Origin of the sequence: Alteromonas sp. 5E99-2, assembly GCF_017368475.1 — a bacterium.
Classification (GTDB): Bacteria; Pseudomonadota; Gammaproteobacteria; order Enterobacterales; family Alteromonadaceae; genus Alteromonas_F.
Genome location: NZ_JAFNJE010000008.1, coordinates 73,067 through 93,101, shown reverse-complemented (window position 1 = coordinate 93,101; position 20,035 = coordinate 73,067). Strand labels below are relative to the sequence as shown.

Genomic DNA, 20,035 nt, shown 5'->3' with positions numbered 1-20,035 from the left:
TATTTCAATCATTAAAATTAAGCCGACAAATGCTCTTCAACCAAGGCAACCAAATCAGCAACAGACTTAATTTCTTCAAGCTGGCTTCCTTCGATAACAATATCAAAATTTTCATCGGCCATAGCAATCACGCTAAGAAAGGCTAAAGAGTCCCACTGCTCTATCTTCATTAGAATTTCGTCACCTTTTAAGGTGTTTTCATCTAACTCTAAAACTTCTTCTAAACTATTTAAAAATTCTTGTTTGTTCATAATTCCAACTCTCTTATTGGTGCGCGAAAAAATTCACTGTATTTTACGGTTTATCGACCTAATGAATAAAATCTTCACTTTAATGTGTCGTGCGTTGCCGCACCTCTTTATTAATAGAAGCCAATTGTTCATCTTGCAGTAAAAGCTGACAAATATCTTTTGGGCTAGCTTGTAACCAATTATTACCTAATTGTTTTAATACTTCTTCAACTAAGCGCATATCGCTGGGTTCATCAACACAGAGCCTAAATTGCCTCCATAGCGCATCACCCGTAGTAAGAGGAACCACCGCATTAGCACTTTGTGTATACAAATATAACGTCACATGTTCTCTTTGCGCCTGAGTCGTTGCATTCTGATAAGCGTCTTCAAGCATTGCCATGGTAAAGACTTCACAATCAAACCCTCTCGGGAAAAAATCTAAACTAACATGTGTATATTGTCCTTTAACCCCTCGTTTATGAATAGAAATAACGTCATCAACAAGCTCAGCACTAATCAGTGGGCAGTCACCAGTTAAACGCACAATAATATCTTCAGGCTGCGCTCCAACATCTAACGCTGCGAAATAAAACCGGCCCAAGACATCCTGTTCGTCCCCACAAAAATACTTTTGTTGATAGTGTTTACAAAATTCCACTATGGGTTTGTCAATATCATGAGCCGTCGTAGCAATGATATGAGCGTCAATCAATTTCGCTTGTTTAACTCTTAATAAGTGATAATCAAGCATTGGTCTACCGTGAATTCGTTGCAATACTTTACCCGGTAAGCGACTAGATCCCATCCTGGCTTGAGTGATACAGATAACTTTCATTTCACACTTGTTTTTTTAGGTGTTGTTATGAGTGGTTTTGTCAAAAAACCTTCTGACATAGGTTCGCCAAAAGCAATATCTTGACTCGCTTGTTGCCCAATGACTTGTTCCAAATAACGTGTATGTAACCCCAATGCAGGGCGTACCGAGCGAACATTTTCTTTTGTAAAACACTCACCTTTTCTAATAGCACGGCTCACATAAAGAGAGCGACGGAAATTTCGACCGCCCTTCTCACTAGGCTTAACCTCGTAACCCGCGGTACCAAGGGTTTTGTGCACTCTGGTTGTTTCAAGTTTTAACTGCTTAAATGCGTCTGGCTCTAAGGAGAATGCAGCGTCTACAGAACCGTCGTTTTTGTCCAAAGTGAAGTGTTTTTCAATTACACTTGCTCCTAGTGCTATAGCCGTTGTTGATGCGGTACTATCAATGGTGTGATCACTCAAACCTATAGGGAAGTCAAAACGAGTACAAAGATCCGCAACAGTACGCAAGTTGCAATCTTCAATGGGCGTCGGATAGCCACTGATACAATGTAATAATGCCAGTTGAGTACCGCCCGATTCAGCAACGGTATTTACCGCTTCATAAATTTCATCTAGCGTGGCAAGGCCAGTAGACATAATGATGGGTTTATTGGTTTTGGCTGCTGCAGCGATCAAACCAATATCATTTATTTCAAACGAAGCAATCTTGTATGCCGGACAGCCCAACGATTCTAATAACTCAATAGCTGTTAAATCGAATGGCGATGAAAACAAAGTTATATTCCGTTCCCTAGCGCGCTCAAATAATGCTTGATGCCATTCCCATGGAGTATACGCTTCTTGGTACAAATCATACAAAGTTCGCCCTGCCCACAAGCCTCCTTCTATTTGAAATTCAGGTGCATTGTGTTTCAAAGTGATAGTGTCAGCACTGTATGTTTGAATTTTAATTGCATCGACCCCTGTTGATGCCGCTGAATCAATCATAGCTAACGCTTGTTCTAAGCTGCCTTTGTGATTTCCTGACAGTTCAGCAATAACATAGGGTTCGGTATTCGAACCAATGACACGATTGGCTATTTTTATTGAGTTAGAAAACATGTTAGCTATCTTCTCTTACCTGGATACTATCTTGGTTGATATCCTGTTTCCACGCTGAGTGAAAATGTAATATTCGGTCTTCACATTTCCCTAATACTCCAGGAGTATCCACACTTAACATACTTTTTTGACAGGACTCTGCAACCACACGATCTTCTTCTAATATTGTGTGATTGAACTCATTAAAATTTGCCATTATCGCTGCTTTAACGGCTTCGCTAGTTTTTTTACCGTCAGTTCTTTGCACCATTTTCAAATTAAAATTTAATTTCGACCTAGTAGGGCCAATAGGCTCATAAGTTTGCAAGGACATCAAAGTTCCATTCGTTAATCCTATCGCTAAATTAGGATAAATAAAGAAGTGATTATATTCTGTATACTCTTGATTTTGTTTGATTTTAAGGTATTCCCTAGCCCCTTCCCACCATTTTTTGGGGGCATTTTGCAACGGAGTATTACCTGTAGAGTGCCCATTGAAAAATTGTATTTCACATTCAGCTTTAGCAAATTTAGCAAAAGTCTCAGGGTGAACACCTGCAACATGATAAACTTCCAATACCGTCTCGCAGGCAATTTTCCAGTTTGTTTGCCAGTCATAACTCCCTTTGCCAACAGAGTCACAAAAGTTAGCAGATAACTCCTTTAGAATAGAAAAGTAAGGACCTAAAAATTCAGCAAGAGTCGGTCCATTCTTCGATACCCTAACAAATACAAAGCTCCCACATAACGCTAAATCAAACTGTCGTAAGGATAATCTTTTTTTATCATCTTGAGTTAGTTTAAAGTCAGTATTATTTTGAGGCACACTAGCTAAAGCACCATCGCGCTTAAAGCTCCAACAATGATAAGGACAACGCAACGGTCGATTACCTTGGGGTTCACTTTGTAGTTGCGCTCGGCGATGACTACATACATTTAGCAATGCGCTCAGTTGCCCTTTAAAATTTTGGACAACCACAGGGGTATTGCCAATTGTGAGAGTAATGAAATCATTATCGTTAGTTAACTGCTCTTCAAACCCTGCAAAAATCCAATTATTCTCGAAAACATCAACTCGCTCTGAATCAAAAGTTGACGATTCATAATATGCTTTAGGTTGAAGTGACTGGTTGGCAATCATTTGTTCACCTATCTTTTTTCTAGGCAAGAAGCCAATTTATCTATTATTCTTTGGCAGCCATGGGTGTCAACCAATTGGCGAGCCGCGTTACTCATGCTTTCTCTGCAGCAATTATCACGCCACAATTCTGTTGTCATACTCGCTATTTTATTAAGTAATGGATTATTCATCTGCAAAAAATGAGATTCCGTAGATTTTTGCCAACCTCTGATATCAATAGCTCGATACCAGGGTTTACGAGTCACTGTGTGTAGTATGGATCTCTGATTATCCGCTATAACTAAAGCAAGAGTAGGCACGCCTAGTGAAGCAAGTTCACCTAATGTTCCTCCAGCGGCTGAAATCGCCAATCCTGCTTGCATCATATGCTGAGCGACCGAATCTGGATTTAACACAACTGAAAAGCCCTCGTTCTGATCATGCAGTTGCATCAGTGCTTTATGATCATTATGTTTTTCTCCTACCAGCAATTCAATATTGCATCCTAAGTTCAGACTAACTAAAGATTGACATAAAGGTAGAGCGATAGACATTGGATCTGTACCGCCAAGCACAACTAATATGTTTGATCTCGCTTGTAAGGGGACAAATGCACATGAGTTAAAGTCTTTGCGTAAATAACTATACCTAGGCCCTAAACAAAACTCTGCGCTAGGAGCACGTTTTTTATATTCAGCTAAATTTGCATCCGCAGCAGGGTTGATAACAAAATCAGCTAATAACGCATCTGCATTAAGGTTATCGTCGAGAACGACAATGTATACATTGGCGTCTTGTAAACTCTTCCATTCAGTTTTACTTAGATGATAGTCATCAACCACCATTATACTAATACTCAGTTTGGTAACATCATCGGCATTGAGTAAAGCATTAACCTTTTTAGCGGCAAACCCTTCACTTTCAAGCATTGTTAGTAAATGTTGTGAGCAGGTTTTATAAAGAAACAAGACATCGAACGTATTACATGCGACTTGAGCCAAAGCAAACAGGCGCATAATATGCCCAGCTCCAACGTTATGACTACTATTCCCGTAAAAAGCAATACACGGTTTAGCCAACAAGAAAACCACCATCAACAGGCAAAGTTATTCCGGTTGTTTTAGCACTTAATGGGCTGAGTAAAAAACACACGCTGTTAGCTACGTCTTTTGGAGCGCTCAAACCAAGAGGATGTGATGCTATCAACGCCTTAGATTGAGTTTCTCCTAAGGTTTTGAACTGAATTTCAGCTTTAGCTCCATTCACCACAGCAGGCGCCACACAATTTACGCGAATGGATTTATTTGCTAATTCTAGAGCCGCGGACTGAACCATAGAAGACAACGCCGCTTTCGACGCAGCATATAGCGTTCTTGCTTTCAAACCTCGTACCCCTGCAGCCGAACCAATCATTACAAAACTAGCATTTTGATTAAAATGCTTCGCTTTCGAAAAGGCAGAAACTAACATCAATGCAGCAGAAAAATTCACATCAAAATATTGATTAATTTGCTTAGCTGTTATTCCCCTTAATGGGCTATAGCCCTGAAAACTAGCACTATGTACTAGGCCATCAACAGCACCATAATCCTCTACCAGTACTTTAACCCAAGAAGCAATTGAATTAGTTTGACTAAGATCAAAAACACTCATGACATGGTGTTTATTTTTCATTAGCTCTACAGTTTCTTCCAGTGCTTGAGCGCGGCGCCCCACTAAAATCAAACGCGCCCCCAGTTCATCAAGAGATTGGCAAATGGCTAATCCGATATCAGAATCTGCCGAAGCGCCAGTCACCACATATAATTTATCTTTAAAATCCATAGCGTTTATTTTTGCACTAGAGCCAAAGGTTCAAAATCATCTGGAATTTCAATTATTTCAGGAGCAACAGTGGGTAACATATCTGTGATAATCCCCCCCCAAGACCAGCCTACGCCAAAACCACCTAACATTACTTTTTTAACTTCATTACCAAAATAGCTAGATAGCTTGTGGCAAATGGCTAATGGCACAGATGCACTAGAAGTGTTACCGAAATCATGCATATCGATGACATATTTTTCTTGAGGTATTTTAGCTTTTTTACGTAAATGCTCCAAAATAAACTGGTTTGCTTGATGCATAACCACCATATCTAATTGTTCTGCTTCTATATTTGCTAACGCTAGCGTTTCTCTAATTAATTTAGGTACCACTTTTAATGTAAAAGAAAATACAGCCGCACCATTCAGATAAAGTCGAGCATCTTTGTATAATTCATTTTCTTCCTTCTCACCTCTGGGAGTACCTTGAGGAATAGTAGGATGACGCCTCCCTCCAGCTTTAACCGCAATATGTTGACCACCGGTACCATCAGTCCCAAATACTGCATATGAATCACTCCAATTTTCATCATACTCAATAGCAGTAGCCACGCCAGCATCGCCAAATAATGGCAATGTACCTCGGTCGTCAGGAAGTAAGTGCCGGCTTGATGTATCACCACAGAGAACTAACGCTCGCTTACCATTTGAATTATTCAATAGTTGACTGGCAATCCACATACCATAAACGAAGCCTGAACACCCTAAGCTCACATCTAAACATGCTGCCGATTTGGGCAAACCTAGCCGAGTTTGCATCAAGCAAGCAGAAGCAGGTAGCGCATAGTCCGCATCCTGAGAAACATAAATCAATACATCAACCGAATTTGGATCCCACTCTAATCGATTTAAAAGCTCTTCTGCCGCGGCAATACACATATCAGACGCACATAAATGGTTAGGTAAAATACGTCGGCTATGTATGCCTGTGCTTGCGCAAATTTTATCAGCTTCTTCTTGGGAAAAGATATCTGGAGTTTCAACATAAGAGTGCCGGTGAGATGGAATAGCAGCCTGCATACCTGTAACTTTGACTGACTTAATGACAGATTCCATACTTGGCCTTTGTTGAAAAATGAGAATTAAATTGGTTTTAACTATATCATTGATTAATATAGCTTGAAAGCGTCTTACTTACGCGTATTTTAGCGAATTTTTATACATATTGATGGGTGGTAAACCTCCCCAAATCATGACTTAGTTAGGAATAATTGATGACGACGACAACGATCAAAAATATAACTATGTCAGGTATACAGTCTGTCCTACCTAAGCACATAAAAGTCAATATAGATGACACCTCAGAATATCAAAAGTCAGAAAAGCAGAGGATAGTTGCATCAACAGGAATTCATTCCCGTAGAGTTGTCAATAAAGGGCAAACCGCGCTAGATTTAGGGTTAATAGCCTGCGATAACTTAATTGAGAAAATGAAGTGGCAGAAAGAAGACATTGCACTCGTCATTTTTGTTACTCAGACTCCAGATTTCGCTTTTCCCGGTAATGCGATACAACTCCAGCATAAACTTGGCTTGAGCAAAACAAGTATAGCATTTGATGTCAATTTAGGATGTTCAGGTTTTGTATATGGTTTATGGCAAGCGTCCCAGTTGTTATTAGGACTATCTCAGGATAAAGCATTGTTAGTTGTTGGCGATACGACCAGTACACAATACTCTGAATCAAACCAGACCGTCTCTTTATTGTTTGGTGATGCTGTCAGTGCTATCGCTATTGAAAAAAGTGAAAATTGTGACGATATGATATTTTCTTTAGGTAGCGATGGCGCAGGCGCCCCCTATTTAATTCAGCCAAATTCATGTGCTAAATTCCCAGACCAGAAACCGGAATTATTCATGGATGGAATGCAGGTGTTTGCCTTCACCTTAAGGGAGGTACCTGCATCTATGTACGAATGTTTAAACGCAAAAAACTGGAAATCAGAAGAACTAGATTATTGCATTATGCATCAAGCGAATAAGATGATGCTTAAGCGATTAGGTGATAAATTTGGGTTAAACGAAAAACAGCTAGTCATTGCAATGGACGCAGTCGGAAATACAAGCTCAGCCTCCATTCCATTGGCTCTATGTATGGAATTGAGCAACACGTTAAAAGTTAATTCAAACAAATTATTATTATCGGGATTCGGTGTTGGCTGGTCATGGGGAAGTGTCACTTTAACGCTCCCCCCATTGAGGGTGTGTCACACTATTGATTTAACCGATTAATCAATGTTGGCTGTTGTAGCAGTACAACGCAAATTAATGGCCAAGAGGATTACAGAGTAAACCAAAGTGAACCACACAATATTCTTATCCAACAAGGCCTAAACCTAAAACAAATATTATTGCTAACCCAAAGCTGTTTATCTGTTCCTAAATAATTAGGCTATTAATGACTACATCTAAAAATCTCTTTTATATTAGGGCTGAACGACTTATGATCGACCTCAAATGGTTCAATTTTCTGCAGAATAAACACGATGCAAGATACAGTAAAACAGAAAAGACTTGTTGAACTAATAGTCCTTTTTTTATTCTGCCCTTTGTTACTTGGTTTAAGCCTCCCTATCTGGCTAAAGTTAAGCGCATGTGTATTGGCCTTAATATACGTAGGTGTAGTTTCCTTTAAACTAAAACTATTTTCTTTTAAAAAACTCCCTTCTGTTCCAACCGTTACAGCTTATGTTATTTTGGCTCGCCTTGTTCTTTTCGCTTGTATCTCGACCTTTTTAATGTGGAAATATGCGCCTGACAATTTATTTTATGTTGTCATAAATACCCCAAAACTATGGGTCACAATGAGCTTGGTGTACACCTTTGTATCAGTCATACCTCAAGAGTTTGTGTATCGTTCATTCTTTTTTAAACGGTACCAAGGCCTCACATCGTCATACATTATTTTTGCAGCCATAAGCGCTGTTACTTTTAGTTTCGCTCATTTTTTCTTAAACAATACCTTGGTCTTTATACTTACCTTTTTTGGCGGAATATTATTTACTTCGTCATATAAAAAACACGGTTCACTTTGGCTGGTATCAGCAGAACATAGTGCTTACGGTGTTTGGTTATTTACCATAGGTTTAGGTGACATGCTGGCATTTCCAGGTGGGCCTCAATGACAAATATAGAACAGCTCCTCCCCGCAATCGATATATCGGCCATACGCGCTCAAGGTGCAGGCGGGCAAAACGTAAACAAGGTGTCTTCCGCTATTCATTTACGGTTTCGTATTCATGATTCGCAACTTCCTGAAGAGGTCAAACAAAGACTGCTTACATCATCGGACAATAGAGTGACAAGAAGCGGTGAAATTATATTAAAATCGCAAAACAACCGAACACAAGAAATGAACAAGCAAGCCGCTCTAGAACGTTTAAAGTTGATTATCGACGCAGCATTTGTTCGCCCTGCGATTCGTAGGCCAACGAAACCCTCAAGAAATGCAAAGAGAAAACGTTTAGATAGCAAAAAGAAAGCTGGCGCTAAAAAAGCCCTAAGAACAAAGCCTAGTTACTAGGTCTGTTCGCTTGCAGCCCTCTCATCCATACTTTGCGATGAGGTGAACAGTAAAGAAGTAGCTCCTAGTAGTGCCAAAACACCACCAAACGTATAAGCGATTACTGCACCACTGCCATTGTTCCAAAGAGATCCAGAAACGTAATGCCCTAACGCCCCACCAACGCCAAATGACACGCTAATGTAGATAGCCTGACCTCGTGATTGAAAATTCGCTGGGAAAAAGTGATGGATAAAGTGTACTGACGTAGCATGAATTAATCCAAAACTAAGAGCATGAATAAGCTGAGATACAAACACGATAGCGGCCCAATTTCCAAAAAAACCAAGTAACCACCAACGCAGCGCAGTGGCGAAAAAACTAATCAGCAGAGTTAATTTAACACCCAGTTTATTAATGACTTTCGATGCGATAAGAAAGATACCTATTTCAGATACAACCCCTAACGCAATCAGAAGGCCTGTTTGAGAACCGCTGTAATTTAAGTCTCTGAGATAAAGAGCAAAAAAGCCATAGAATGTACCAAAGCTCATTTGTAATAAAAAAGACGCAATTAAGAAAACAACAAAAGGCCGTTTTAATGCCAGTAACCAAAGTTTGCTTTTTGTTGCTCCACTCTGCTGACGCTCAGAAGCTTCATTAAGCGCTAACGACGACAAAAATAAGACAACAAGTAAGCACATACTAATCCATATTGGACTTTCTGACCCCTTCAAGTCTATTGCCATTCCTGTAACCACAGTAAAAAGAATAAAGCCCACACTTCCCCATAGCCGTATTTTGCCGTAGGACAATTTAGATGATTTCAGGTGTTGTAGGGTGATGACCTCAAGTTGGGGCAACACTGCGGTCCAAAACATCATCATGGCCCCAAACACTAGGGTAAGCCAAAAGAAGCCATGTACAAAAAAAACACCGGCAAATAAACAGGCTGACAAAAAGCAGCCTAAGCGCATAATATGGAGTGGTTTTCCGCTTTTATCCGCTAAACCAGCCCAAAGGCTAGGGCCAATAATACGGGTGAGTGTGATAAACGCGAGTAAGGTGCCTATGTCTTTTGAGGAAAAGTCTCTGCCATCCAAAAACACACTTAGATAAGGCGTTAAAATACCAAGTTGACCGAAATACAAGAGGTAGGTAAGGCCAATAAAAATAAAGGTATTGCGCCCTACCTTAGTGTTTTTTTCCACTATTTATTAATGCTACCTGCAATAGTGGGCGTTGCCGAAACCACATCTGCATTCTGAGCACGATTTCTTAAACAATGATCCATCAGTACAATTGCTAACATAGCTTCAACAATAGGAACGGCTCGAATGCCCACACAAGGGTCGTGACGACCTTTGGTCACAATATCCGTTGTTTCACCTTCTACAGTGATGGTCTCACCAGGTACTGAAATACTCGATGTTGGCTTAAGTGCAGTACTAACAACAATATCTTGTCCTGTGGAAATACCACCTAATACGCCACCGGCATGATTGGTTTCAAACCCATCTGGAGTAAGCGTGTCTCTATGTTCACTACCTAGTTGATTTACAACCCCAAAACCGTCGCCAATTTCAACGCCTTTTACGGCGTTAATACCCATCATTGCATGGGCAATATCGGCATCTAAACGGTCGAACACAGGCTCACCTAAGCCTACTGGTACATTTCTGGCGATAACATTGACTTTGGCGCCGATAGAATCTCCTGATTTTTTCAGGTCACGCATATAAGCATCAAGTTCATCTAACTTGCTTGGGTCGGGACAAAATAACGGGTTATTATTAATTTCCGCTTCATTTTTCAATTCCATTTCCACAGGGCCTAATTGGGCTAGATAACCGACAATTTCAACACCAAACGTCTCTTTTAGGTACTTTTTAGCTATAGCGCCAGCGGCAACGCGAATTGCAGTTTCTCTGGCACTTGAGCGACCGCCACCACGATAATCTCGAGTACCAAACTTTTGTTGGTAGGTATAATCAGCATGTCCTGGGCGAAAACGATCGGCAATTTTTGAGTAATCATTACTGCGCTGATCGGTATTCTGGATAACCAAACCAATGCTTGTTCCCGTGGTTACACCATCAAACACGCCAGACAGAATTTGAACCTCATCCCCTTCTCTTCGCGCAGTTGTATAACGAGATGTACCCGGTTTACGGCGATCTAAATCACCTTGCATATCCAATTCAGTTAACGCTAAGCCAGGAGGGCAGCCGTCAATAACACCACCAATGGCTGGGCCGTGACTTTCACCAAATGTGGTGACGCGAAAAAGTTGTCCTATGCTATTACCTGCCATGTGTTACCTTGCCTTAAGCTATAAAATACTGTTTAAGTGCTGCTGCACTCACTGCGAAAATACCTTGCCCGCCCTGCTGTAATTCAACCCATTCAACCGCAAGTCCGGGAAAGCGCTGTTCCATATGTACTTGGCTATTGCCTACTTCAACGAAGCACCAGCCATTATCAGAAAGTTGTTGTGTCGCACTTTTTAAAATTTGCTCAACAATATCCAATCCATCTTCACCTGAAGCCAGTGCAAGTTCAGGCTCGTGCTGAAATTCATCAGGCAAATCTGCCATATCTTCTGCATCAACATAAGGAGGATTCGTCACGATTAAATCGTAAATTTGCCCTTGTAATGCATCAAACAAGTCAGATTGAATAGGAAAAACACGATCTGACATCTGGTATTCTTGAATATTAAAATCTGCAACCTCTAACGCGTCAGCGCTAATATCAACCGCATCTATGCTAGCACTTTCAAATGCATGGGCTAACGCAATTGCGATACAGCCACCACCGGTACACATGTCTAAAATACGGTTGGGCATTCCATCGAAATAGGGTTGAAAACGGCTCTCTATCATTTCTGCGAAAGGTGAACGAGGTATCAGTACCCTTTCATCCACGTAAAATGGCATTCCGTTAAACCATGCCTGATTTGTAATGTAAGGCAATGGCAAACGGGTTTGTACTCGTTTTTGAATACTTTCGACAACGACTTTTTTTTCTTGCTTAGTTAACTTCGCACTAAATAACCCATCGCCTGTCACTTCAACCATATTTTGAGGAAGTTGCAAACTATGAAATATCAAGGTCACAGCTTCATCCCAAGGGTTATCGGTGCCGTGACCAAAATATAAATCAGCCTCAATAAAACGGCTCACAGCCCAGCGAGCCATGTCTAAAATTGAGTCTAACTGTTCAATTGCTTCGTCTAAATCGTGGTTGTCTATCATGCAAAACTTGTGCAGCAGAAAATTAAGGCGGTATCATACCCAAATCCCGCATTGAAAACACCCGTTAAGTAGGACCCAATTATGAACGACAACGATTTTGACGCATTTAAACAAGCCGTTGCCGGTATCACTCCCTACAAACAAGATAAATATGTGCCGCCTAAAACCAAAATCGTTAAAAAAACGCACAGTAACGAGCCGAATGAAAACTCATTAAGTAAGCAAGCCAGCGCCAGTTTTACGTTTTCTGATATTTATCAGGCTCATTTTGACGAAAATGGACCACTAAAGTACACCAGAGAAGACATTCCCGCTTATACAACGAAACAACTTCGAAGAGGTGACTTTGCCCCTGAATGGGTATTGGATTGCCATGGCATGAGTAAAGACGAAATGAAACAAGAATTGGTTTCTATGATTTTTTTAGCTCAGCGCCAGCACATTGCGTGCATCAGTATTTTACACGGCGTAGGAACTGGCGTGCTAAAACGCTCCCTTCCTCATTACTTAGTGCAACACCCTAAAGTACAAGCGTTCCACCAAGCGCCACTAGAATACGGTGGCCATGGTGCGTTATTGGTAATGTTGGATGTAGTTGAACCAAAATTCTGAACATGCAAAAGCTTGCTCATTTAGAAACCAAATAACTTTTGAAACCAATTCTTTTTTAAATCTGCTTCACATGTTTTAAGTTGCGCAGCATAGGTGATTGAACGCGCTTTGACTTTTTTAGCCACTGCAATTAACCAAGGTTTTTTATGATGGCTACCACGGCGGTATCCCCCCCAACCTTCGTGATAATTCAAGTACTGTGCGTTGGCATCCCATTTAGAAATACCGTTGATAGAATGTGTTTTCGAAATAAACCACCCCATAAAGTCTATTGCATCATTAAAATTATCTCTGTCAGCGCCTCTTCTACCGGCTTCTTTTTTATAATCTTTCCACGTGATGGTTTTTGCTTGGGAATAACCATAAGCCGACGACACTCTCCCCCAAGGGATTAAGCCAAAAAACACGTAATCCTTTGGCGGTTTTGCGTCATGTCGAAAAGAACTTTCTTGATACATCATAGACATAGGTACGTGTATAGGCACTCCCCATTTGTCTCTTACTTTTGCAGCAGCGTCATACCAATCATTTTTTTCATAAAAGATGTCACACAGATTGGTGATGTTTTTCGGCGGCTTGTTTGCACACCCCATAAAAAAAATAGTTACAATCAGTAAAATAAATGTGAACTTTTTTCGCATCGCGTGTCTTACCTTATAGTTCTACTATACTATTGTGTGTTTCCTTGGAACTATTTTATGCCTAGCGTTTATCGCTAGGCATTTTTTTTGCCGGAGCTTGCGAGAAATAACGTGCAATAAATTCCTCAAATGGCACATCTTCCACGTTATCTTTCTGTTTTTGCTGCTCTAACGATGTTACCGCCTGTTGCCTAAATGCTGCGTCATCAGTATGAACATAGTTGTGCTGCATCATTTCTTTATGGTATTGCTCTGCTTTTTCAAGGCCCAACACTGCGTTGTCTTTGTTCTTTTCCAACAATTCGTTTAACCATCGCCCAGAAAACGTTAAATTCGGGTCCAGAATTTTTTCCCATTCACGTTCAACGGCTTGCGTGTATTTATTCGTGCCATTTGCTTTATCTAAGGCGTTTGCTGCGTGTCTAAACTCATCAAACAATTGTGATGCCCATGCTTGCATAGACACGCTCTGACCATCACGCTGCAAAATTAAACTGGGCCTTCTACCTTCTAGCACTATAGATTTGAAATTTGCTTGAGCCTCTTGAACGCCGCCAGCATCTAATTTCTGACTAGGTTTAAGGGCACAAGTCAGTAGAAATACATCCAAAAAGTAGAACTGTTCTTCACTAATTCCGTAAGGAGAATAGGGGTTTACGTCTAACGCTCTTACTTCGATATAGCTTACTCCCCTATTAACCAACGCGTCTGTGGGTTTTTCTAAAGGAAGTGTGGGCTGTTTCGGCCTAACAGACGAGTACAATTCATTTTCAATTTGTAAAATATTTTTACTCAACTGCTGCCAATGTCCGTTTTCGCCTGCGTTAAACTTAGAATATAATTCTGATGGCGTGTTCATTGCATTTCGTAATAAATCTACATAGCTATCTAAGCTATTGTAACAAATATGCATTTTTGACTGATCAACATTGGTATAACCCAAATCACTGAGTCTTAAAGACGTTGCATAAGGAAGGTACAAACTGCCATCACCGACTTTTTCAAAAGGTAAGTTTACTTCTTTATCTTTAATAAAAGAGTCGCATATTGCAGGCGACGAGCCATACAAATAAGGAATTAGCCAGCTGTATCGGCGATAATTTCTAAGTAATGAAAAATACTGTTCAGACTGAAAATCAGTACTAAATTCCTGACCTTCCATTTCTGCTCTCTTTTCCCAAAACTCCGCAGGGAAAGAGAAATTGAAATGCACACCTGAAATAACCTGCATCATGCTGCCATAACGATTTTTTAAGCCAACCCGATAAACCCGCTTCATTTTGCCCGAATTAGATTCACCGTAATACGCTAGGGGTATATCGTGTTCATCTTTAATAAAGCATGGCATGCTTAATGGCCATAAGCGTTCCTCACAACTTTCCGAAACAAACTTATGAATATCCGCAAGTTGGTTCATTGACTTAGTAATGCTTTTTTCTGGCGGTGTTATGAACTCGAGTAAGGATTCTGAAAAATCAGTGGTAATACTCTCGTGAGTCAACGCCGATCCTAAGATTTCAGGATGAGGCGAAACTGACATGGCACCAGTTTCATTTATTTTTAAGGTTTCTCGCTCAACCCCATGCTGTATACCCATTAATGCATTAGGCTCAGACTCTACGGCGGCTAATCGATTCAAAAATGTTTCATTTGGTTTTATCAAAATTCGTTCCTGCGCAAGCGCTTCATTCTGTTAAATCTAGTTTTCTTATGGATAAATCAAAAGCTTTCAATTGTTTTTCAATTACACTGGCATCGCCTACCACGATAATTTGAAGCCCATCTGGATGTAAATGGCGCAATGCGGCTTGATTGATTTTCTCTATCGTCATTCCCTTAATGATATCGAGCTGCTGAGCCTTATAATCAGTGGATAAATTATACGCCGATAATCTACGCAAAAACCCTGCTTTACTTGCCGGTGTTTCATAAGAAAGGGCGTCAGACTGAGTATAGGCGTTTTTCATAAAGATAAGTTCTTCGGCAAGAATACCTTCTGTTTTATAGGTATTTAATTCTTCCAATATTTCGCTAATAGCTAATCCTGTACTTTTAGCAATGATATCACCGCCAACCTCAAACCACCCCAATGTTTTGCCACCGACAAAGCGACTGCCCGCTCCATAAGTGATGCTTTTATCTTCCCTTAAGTTTAAATTAATCCGGCTGTTAAATGCGTCGCCCAAAGGAAAATTCATCAACTGTGCTTCAAAGTAGTCGCCCGTAGCATCATAAGGCATTGCTCGCTTGACTAGTTTTATGGACGACTGCACAGCCCCAGGTTTATCCACCCAAAAGATAGACTGTTCTGTATACTCGGGAAACGAAGAATATTTTGGGATAGTGTACTCATCGTCGCTGAGGTTTTTTAAAAATCCTAGTTTAGACACTATTTCTTCTTGAGATACTGCGCCAACCACAACCACACTGGCCATCGCACTGGTATAATAGCGTCGATAGAATTCACGTACATCATTGAGTGTAATATTTTTTAAGGTAGAAAGCGTGCCATCGTCAGGCAAACTAACTCGATTGTTGCTACCAAATAATACTTGGCCTTGTGCCCTAGATAACATAGAGCCTGAGTCGTTTTTCTGTTGGCTTTTAGCCTGAATGAAACGCGTCATAGTGCGGTTAAACTCATCTTCCAAGAAAGCAGGTTGAAGTAACTTTTCTTGTACTAGCTCTAGTGTTTTATCCAGGTTTTTCTTTAACGAACTTACACTTACAACAGTGTAACGCCCACCTGCTGTGAACGATATATTGCTTCCTAATTTTTCTAATTCATTTGCTATAGATTCATTTGAAAAGCTCTGGGTGGATTGATTCATCAATGAGGCTGTAACCGATGCAAGACCCGCTTTGTCAATAGGATCTAGAAGTACCCCACCTTCAAACGCAAAAGACAAGTTAACAGTGGGAGTGTCATAGGCTTCAATTCCCATTACTCCTATCTTTTCATTAATAAGCGATTGCCACAGCTCTGGTATTTTCACTAATGGTGCCGGCCCTGAGGGCGGCATTACATGTCTATCAAATGTTGAAACCGAAGTGCGTGTATCAACAATTTCAATGTCTTGGCCCAAGGAGCGCGAAGGAGCAACGTAATTTTGCGGCGCGGCAGCCAAAGCAGTTGAACCATGGGGCACGATACTCAAAACAACACTGGCTTTATCTTTAATATATTTTTGGTACACCCTTAACACATCCGCTGCAGTGACTGACCGATAACGCTCAAGGTCTTGAACAACGAGATCAGGGTTTCCATAGAAGGTTTCATTCGCCGCTAGAATACTCACTTTTCCAGCAACACTTTGCAGGTTAAACACTGTGGAGCTTTCAATGTTCGCTTTAGTGCGCTGCAAATCATCTTTCAGCACGCCTCGTTTTTCAAACTCTTCTAATGTCGTACTAATTTTATCGTCCAACTGTTTCAAATTAGCCGTTTGCTCTGGATTCGCTAAGGCAATAATATTGAACTCACAAGCCAGCTCTTTACACGGGTGAGAGACTACGGCTTGCACCGCATCTCCAGTTTTAACTAAATTTTTATATAGTAATGATGTTTTCCCTCCACCTAAAATATCAGCAAGGACATCCAATGCCGCTTCATCGGGGTGCCTTGCTTTCACCGTAGGTAAGGTTTTTTGGATCAAGGGCAAGTGCACACTGTCTTCGAGGGTGATGTAACGGGTTTCCGTTAAATCAACCTCTACAACTTCACTGTCAACGACTTCTGGCCCTCGAGGAATAGAGGCAAAATATTTTGTTATCCAGGTTTTAAGCTGCGTTTTGTCAAAATCACCTCCAATGGTGAGCACGGCATTATTAGGCCCATACCAACGTAGGAAAAATTGCTTTAAATCGTTTACATCAACTCGGTCTAAATCTTCAACATAGCCTATGGTTGGCCAAGAATACGGGTGTCGTTCTGGATACAAGGCTTGTGCTATTTTCTCTGAACGCAGCCCGTAGGGTTGATTGTCCACTCGCTGGCCTCGCTCATTTTTTACCGTTTCTCTTTGTATCTCAAATTTCTCTTGGTTTACAGCTTCAAGCAAAAAGCCCATTCGGTCAGATTCTAACCACAACATTCTTTCTAGCTGATTCGATGGCACTGTTTGGTAATAATTCGTTCGATCAGAATTCGTTGTTCCACTTAAATCTCCACCCGCTTGAGTAACAATTTTAAAGTGTTGCTCGTCGGCAATATGCTGAGAACCTTGAAACATCATGTGTTCAAAAAAATGAGCAAAACCGGAACGCCCGATTGATTCTCTTGCAGAACCAACATGATAGGTTACATCTACATGTACAAGAGGATCAGAATGGTCTTCATGTAAGACAACCGTTAGACCATTAGCCAATGTAAACTTTTCATATTTGATAGAGATGTTTGCATCGAGGTCGCTGTCTTTACTCACTTCAACTTGGCTACATGCCGAAAGTAATGTAATTGCAACAAAAAACGCAAAATTGCGGCAAACCTCTATGAACATAAAGTCCCCTGTTTAGGTAGCGTATCGGTAAAATACGAAGGCGCAGTGTTATCGATTGGTATAAGGGGTGTCAAGTGAGTTGAGATACTTGGTTACATTATTGGGTTTTTCTTCGCATTTATCTTAAACTGACTAGCATAAAACATCATGGAGCTGGTATATGGTAGTCGACTTTGGATTTGGCTTATCACAATTAAGTGGAGATGAATCTCTACTTATTATGCTTTTGGCAAAAATCAAAACAGAGTATTCTAATTGTGATAACAAGCTAAAAGAAATGTTCGATAACGAACAATGGGAAGATGCCAAAACACTTATCCATACGCTAAAAGGTGTAGCAGGAAATTTAGGTTGTAAACAACTTTACGCCACATCAAAACAAATGGAAGACGAGCTTAAATTAACACTTTCATGTCCTAATTCGTTTCCAATATTTGTTAATGTCTTAAACGACACAACCGCGCTAATACAACAAGCAGAAAAGGCTGGTACAGTAGAAATAGCGTTCGAAAAAAAGCTCATAAGTGACGTTACCGAATTGGTTTGCATACTCAAACAAAACATTTACATCTCTCACGATGAAATAGCAAAATTATTGGCCACTATTCAATATAACGATGAAAAAAAACAGCAATTAACACTGGCCATTGACACTTTAAACTACGCACTTGCGCTGGAATTATTAAACTCTTGAATAGCTCGCAACATTCCATAGAAATAATTTATGATCACGCTGATTTTATCATTATAAATAAGCCTATTGACGTACCCATGCACGATGTTGACATGGGGGTAATCACCTTATTAGAACAACAATTAAATAGTATAAAACTATATTTAGTTCATCGATTAGACACTCCTACATCCGGTTGTTTAGTCATTGCTAAAAACAAAACATCAGCATCGATACTATCGCAATTGTTTCAAGAACGTAGCGTAACTAAGTTTTACTTAGCTCTACTCGATAACAAGCCGAGAAAGAAGCAAGGCACTATACGGGGCGATATGATAAACCGTCGTGGCGGTCAAATGGCATTATTGAGAACAACTGAAAATCCCGCTATTACTCAATTTCATACGTTTTCTATTGCGCCTAAACTTAGAGTCGCCCTAGTTAAGCCTATAACAGGAAAAACCCACCAAATTCGAGTCGCGCTAAAAAGTATTGGCGCAGCAATTATTGGTGATATCCGCTATAAAGGAAGCAGTGCAGACAGATTATACCTTCATGCATGGGGTATACAGTTTTCTTATAACAATGAACTAATACGCTGCTATGCTCTCCCTAACACTGGCCATTTATTTGTTGGTGACGAATTCAATACTTGGTTAAATAGCGCCCCCATTCCAGAGCAGTTAAAGTGGCCATGAATCCAATACACATTGTCGGTAGAGGTGCCATCGGCAGCTTACTTGCTGCTAAATTAGTAAACCTTGATAGGTTATTTACGTGTGAAGTCCGTTCACTAAACAATTTACCTAAAACGGTATTAAACCTAGATAAATCCGTAACGAGATTACCCGCAATCATTACCCATCAACCTAATATCCTTGATGATTCCATTGTGATTGTGCCATTAAAAGCGTACCAAATTGAAAATGCGCTTAGGGATCTAGCATTTCGATTGCCAAAGCGGGCCAGTGTTGTGCTTTTACACAACGGCATGCTGGATAGAAAGGCAATAAAAGCCCTGTTACCAAACCACAGTATATACCTTGCAACCACGTCTCATGCAGCTAAGCGAGAGGGAAGCCAAATTCACATAACAGGCACCGGAACTACCCAATTTGGCCTAGCCAAATCACCTCATTCGCCGGATGCAATCAGCACAGAAATAGCATCAATAAAGTCATTATTTACTCGCCTAATCTCTCCGGTATCGTATTCCGATGATATCGACCAAATACTATGGCAAAAGCTGATTGTTAATGCGGTGATTAACCCCCTTACCGCAATCCATAATATAAAAAATGGTGTATTAGGTGATTCCGCATTCACCAAAGTAATAATGAATATAATACAAGAGTGTATAGAGGTCGCGAGTACCCTTAGTGTTCAATTAGAATACACTGTGATGAGTGAGTTAGTGCGATCAGTCATTCAAAACACGGCAAACAATTATTCCTCGATGCATCAGGACTTAAAAAACCACAGACCCAGTGAAATAGACTACATCAGCGGTTTTATTGTTTCAAAAGGGAAAGAAAATGGCGTTGACGTAAGTGAAAATACACGCCTACTAGACCAAATTAAGCGGCTAGAGCAAGCAAATGAAAACCATTCTAAATGATTTTCATTCTCGTTAAGCCTCGTATTTACTGGCCTAAAAGTGATTATCTGTGTTCGTCAGTATATTTCCCCCTACATTTTATAGTGCTATTATAGATGTCATGAATTGTCCTTT

The 20,035-nt window shown here is 40.4% G+C and carries 20 protein-coding genes; 7 read left to right on the top strand and 13 right to left on the bottom strand.

The annotated features are described in order from the left end of the window. Nucleotides 1–17 precede the first annotated feature (17 nt). The 7 genes from J3L16_RS09980 to J3L16_RS09950 all read right to left on the bottom strand — a co-directional run bounded on the left by J3L16_RS09980 (nucleotide 18) and on the right by J3L16_RS09950 (nucleotide 6,176). Nucleotides 18–251, bottom strand: a complete 234-nt coding sequence (locus tag J3L16_RS09980; protein WP_207612835.1) for an acyl carrier protein — start codon at nucleotides 249–251, stop codon at nucleotides 18–20. 79 nt (nucleotides 252–330) lie between these two features. Beyond that, a complete protein-coding gene (locus tag J3L16_RS09975) occupies nucleotides 331–1,068 on the bottom strand; it encodes a glycosyltransferase family protein (protein ID WP_207612834.1) in 738 nt (245 codons plus the stop codon). Next, nucleotides 1,065–2,156, bottom strand: a complete 1,092-nt coding sequence (pseI, locus tag J3L16_RS09970) for a pseudaminic acid synthase (RefSeq protein ID WP_207612833.1) — start codon at nucleotides 2,154–2,156, stop codon at nucleotides 1,065–1,067. Before pseI ends, J3L16_RS09975 begins: the two co-directional genes overlap by 4 nt. 1 nt (nucleotide 2,157) lies before the next feature. Next, complete coding sequence (locus J3L16_RS09965; RefSeq protein ID WP_207612832.1) at nucleotides 2,158–3,276, bottom strand: aromatic ring-hydroxylating dioxygenase subunit alpha; 1,119 nt, start codon at nucleotides 3,274–3,276, stop codon at nucleotides 2,158–2,160. Between the two features lie 8 nt (nucleotides 3,277–3,284). Then, a complete protein-coding gene (gene pseG, locus J3L16_RS09960; RefSeq protein ID WP_278252837.1) occupies nucleotides 3,285–4,349 on the bottom strand; it encodes a UDP-2,4-diacetamido-2,4,6-trideoxy-beta-L-altropyranose hydrolase in 1,065 nt (354 codons plus the stop codon). Further along, the gene (locus J3L16_RS09955) at nucleotides 4,327–5,079 is read right to left on the bottom strand and encodes an SDR family oxidoreductase (protein ID WP_207612830.1); all 753 of its coding nucleotides are present in this window, start codon (nucleotides 5,077–5,079) and stop codon (nucleotides 4,327–4,329) included. The genes pseG and J3L16_RS09955 overlap by 23 nt, the downstream gene beginning before the upstream one ends. Nucleotides 5,080–5,084: 5 nt before the next feature. After that, complete coding sequence (locus J3L16_RS09950) at nucleotides 5,085–6,176, bottom strand: ketoacyl-ACP synthase III (protein ID WP_207612829.1); 1,092 nt, start codon at nucleotides 6,174–6,176, stop codon at nucleotides 5,085–5,087. 158 nt (nucleotides 6,177–6,334) lie between these two features. On the opposite strand from J3L16_RS09950, the gene J3L16_RS09945 reads away from it, so the two are divergent. From J3L16_RS09945 to arfB, 3 genes are all read left to right on the top strand, one after another. After that, nucleotides 6,335–7,351 carry a ketoacyl-ACP synthase III gene (locus tag J3L16_RS09945; protein WP_207612828.1) on the top strand — a complete coding sequence of 339 codons (1,017 nt, stop codon included), beginning with the start codon at nucleotides 6,335–6,337 and terminating at the stop codon, nucleotides 7,349–7,351. 572 nt (nucleotides 7,352–7,923) lie between these two features. Then, nucleotides 7,924–8,244: a CPBP family intramembrane glutamic endopeptidase gene (locus J3L16_RS09940; RefSeq protein ID WP_207612827.1), complete on the top strand. Its 321-nt coding sequence runs from the start codon at nucleotides 7,924–7,926 to the stop codon at nucleotides 8,242–8,244. Next, nucleotides 8,241–8,642 carry an alternative ribosome rescue aminoacyl-tRNA hydrolase ArfB gene (gene arfB, locus J3L16_RS09935; RefSeq protein WP_207612826.1) on the top strand — a complete coding sequence of 134 codons (402 nt, stop codon included), beginning with the start codon at nucleotides 8,241–8,243 and terminating at the stop codon, nucleotides 8,640–8,642. Before J3L16_RS09940 ends, arfB begins: the two co-directional genes overlap by 4 nt. On the opposite strand, the gene J3L16_RS09930 is transcribed toward arfB, so the two are convergent. From J3L16_RS09930 to prmB, 3 genes are read right to left on the bottom strand one after another with little or no spacing between them, the layout of a single operon-like run. Next, a complete protein-coding gene (locus J3L16_RS09930; protein WP_347564658.1) occupies nucleotides 8,639–9,832 on the bottom strand; it encodes an MFS transporter in 1,194 nt (397 codons plus the stop codon). The two genes, arfB and J3L16_RS09930, sit on opposite strands and share 4 nt — an antisense overlap. Beyond that, nucleotides 9,832–10,935: a chorismate synthase gene (gene aroC, locus J3L16_RS09925; protein ID WP_207612825.1), complete on the bottom strand. Its 1,104-nt coding sequence runs from the start codon at nucleotides 10,933–10,935 to the stop codon at nucleotides 9,832–9,834. Before aroC ends, J3L16_RS09930 begins: the two co-directional genes overlap by 1 nt. Nucleotides 10,936–10,948: 13 nt before the next feature. Beyond that, nucleotides 10,949–11,878 carry a 50S ribosomal protein L3 N(5)-glutamine methyltransferase gene (prmB, locus tag J3L16_RS09920; RefSeq protein ID WP_207612824.1) on the bottom strand — a complete coding sequence of 310 codons (930 nt, stop codon included), beginning with the start codon at nucleotides 11,876–11,878 and terminating at the stop codon, nucleotides 10,949–10,951. An 81-nt stretch (nucleotides 11,879–11,959) separates the two neighbouring features. Between prmB and smrB the strand changes: the two genes are divergently transcribed. Beyond that, nucleotides 11,960–12,490, top strand: a complete 531-nt coding sequence (gene smrB, locus J3L16_RS09915) for an endonuclease SmrB (protein WP_207612823.1) — start codon at nucleotides 11,960–11,962, stop codon at nucleotides 12,488–12,490. Nucleotides 12,491–12,510: 20 nt separating this feature from the next. Here the strand turns inward: smrB and J3L16_RS09910 are convergent, their stop codons facing one another. The 3 genes from J3L16_RS09910 to J3L16_RS09900 all read right to left on the bottom strand — a co-directional run bounded on the left by J3L16_RS09910 (nucleotide 12,511) and on the right by J3L16_RS09900 (nucleotide 17,630). Continuing rightward, entirely contained in the window at nucleotides 12,511–13,131 is a 621-nt protein-coding gene (locus tag J3L16_RS09910; protein ID WP_207612822.1) for a hypothetical protein, read from the bottom strand. A 61-nt stretch (nucleotides 13,132–13,192) separates the two neighbouring features. Next, entirely contained in the window at nucleotides 13,193–14,794 is a 1,602-nt protein-coding gene (gene gshA, locus J3L16_RS09905) for a glutamate--cysteine ligase (protein WP_207612821.1), read from the bottom strand. A 22-nt stretch (nucleotides 14,795–14,816) separates the two neighbouring features. Next, nucleotides 14,817–17,630 carry a pitrilysin family protein gene (locus J3L16_RS09900; RefSeq protein WP_207612820.1) on the bottom strand — a complete coding sequence of 938 codons (2,814 nt, stop codon included), beginning with the start codon at nucleotides 17,628–17,630 and terminating at the stop codon, nucleotides 14,817–14,819. A 160-nt stretch (nucleotides 17,631–17,790) separates the two neighbouring features. Here J3L16_RS09900 and J3L16_RS09895 point away from each other — a divergent pair, with 160 nt between their 5' ends. From J3L16_RS09895 to J3L16_RS09885, 3 genes are read left to right on the top strand one after another with little or no spacing between them, the layout of a single operon-like run. Then, complete coding sequence (locus J3L16_RS09895) at nucleotides 17,791–18,324, top strand: Hpt domain-containing protein (RefSeq protein WP_207612819.1); 534 nt, start codon at nucleotides 17,791–17,793, stop codon at nucleotides 18,322–18,324. Further along, nucleotides 18,321–19,001: a TIGR01621 family pseudouridine synthase gene (locus J3L16_RS09890; RefSeq protein ID WP_207612818.1), complete on the top strand. Its 681-nt coding sequence runs from the start codon at nucleotides 18,321–18,323 to the stop codon at nucleotides 18,999–19,001. The genes J3L16_RS09895 and J3L16_RS09890 overlap by 4 nt, the downstream gene beginning before the upstream one ends. Continuing rightward, nucleotides 18,998–19,921 (top strand): 2-dehydropantoate 2-reductase, encoded by a 924-nt coding sequence (locus tag J3L16_RS09885; protein ID WP_207612817.1) that lies wholly within the window; start codon nucleotides 18,998–19,000, stop codon nucleotides 19,919–19,921. The genes J3L16_RS09890 and J3L16_RS09885 overlap by 4 nt, the downstream gene beginning before the upstream one ends. Nucleotides 19,922–20,035 lie beyond the last annotated feature (114 nt).

What these genes read in the sequence shown, in the direction of transcription:
- J3L16_RS09895 (WP_207612819.1), top strand. Translation starts at nt 17,791, where the DNA reads ATGGTAGTCGACTTTGGATTTGGCTTATCACAATTAAGTGGAGATGAA.
- pseI (WP_207612833.1), bottom strand. Translation starts at nt 2,156, where the DNA reads ATGTTTTCTAACTCAATAAAAATAGCCAATCGTGTCATTGGTTCGAAT.
- arfB (WP_207612826.1), top strand. Translation starts at nt 8,241, where the DNA reads ATGACAAATATAGAACAGCTCCTCCCCGCAATCGATATATCGGCCATA.
- smrB (WP_207612823.1), top strand. Translation starts at nt 11,960, where the DNA reads ATGAACGACAACGATTTTGACGCATTTAAACAAGCCGTTGCCGGTATC.
- aroC (WP_207612825.1), bottom strand. Translation starts at nt 10,935, where the DNA reads ATGGCAGGTAATAGCATAGGACAACTTTTTCGCGTCACCACATTTGGT.
- J3L16_RS09955 (WP_207612830.1), bottom strand. Translation starts at nt 5,079, where the DNA reads ATGGATTTTAAAGATAAATTATATGTGGTGACTGGCGCTTCGGCAGAT.
- J3L16_RS09980 (WP_207612835.1), bottom strand. Translation starts at nt 251, where the DNA reads ATGAACAAACAAGAATTTTTAAATAGTTTAGAAGAAGTTTTAGAGTTA.
- J3L16_RS09900 (WP_207612820.1), bottom strand. Translation starts at nt 17,630, where the DNA reads ATGTTCATAGAGGTTTGCCGCAATTTTGCGTTTTTTGTTGCAATTACA.
- prmB (WP_207612824.1), bottom strand. Translation starts at nt 11,878, where the DNA reads ATGATAGACAACCACGATTTAGACGAAGCAATTGAACAGTTAGACTCA.
- J3L16_RS09975 (WP_207612834.1), bottom strand. Translation starts at nt 1,068, where the DNA reads ATGAAAGTTATCTGTATCACTCAAGCCAGGATGGGATCTAGTCGCTTA.
- J3L16_RS09885 (WP_207612817.1), top strand. Translation starts at nt 18,998, where the DNA reads ATGAATCCAATACACATTGTCGGTAGAGGTGCCATCGGCAGCTTACTT.
- J3L16_RS09950 (WP_207612829.1), bottom strand. Translation starts at nt 6,176, where the DNA reads ATGGAATCTGTCATTAAGTCAGTCAAAGTTACAGGTATGCAGGCTGCT.
- J3L16_RS09945 (WP_207612828.1), top strand. Translation starts at nt 6,335, where the DNA reads ATGACGACGACAACGATCAAAAATATAACTATGTCAGGTATACAGTCT.
- pseG (WP_278252837.1), bottom strand. Translation starts at nt 4,349, where the DNA reads ATGGTGGTTTTCTTGTTGGCTAAACCGTGTATTGCTTTTTACGGGAAT.
- J3L16_RS09965 (WP_207612832.1), bottom strand. Translation starts at nt 3,276, where the DNA reads ATGATTGCCAACCAGTCACTTCAACCTAAAGCATATTATGAATCGTCA.
- J3L16_RS09940 (WP_207612827.1), top strand. Translation starts at nt 7,924, where the DNA reads ATGAGCTTGGTGTACACCTTTGTATCAGTCATACCTCAAGAGTTTGTG.
- J3L16_RS09910 (WP_207612822.1), bottom strand. Translation starts at nt 13,131, where the DNA reads ATGCGAAAAAAGTTCACATTTATTTTACTGATTGTAACTATTTTTTTT.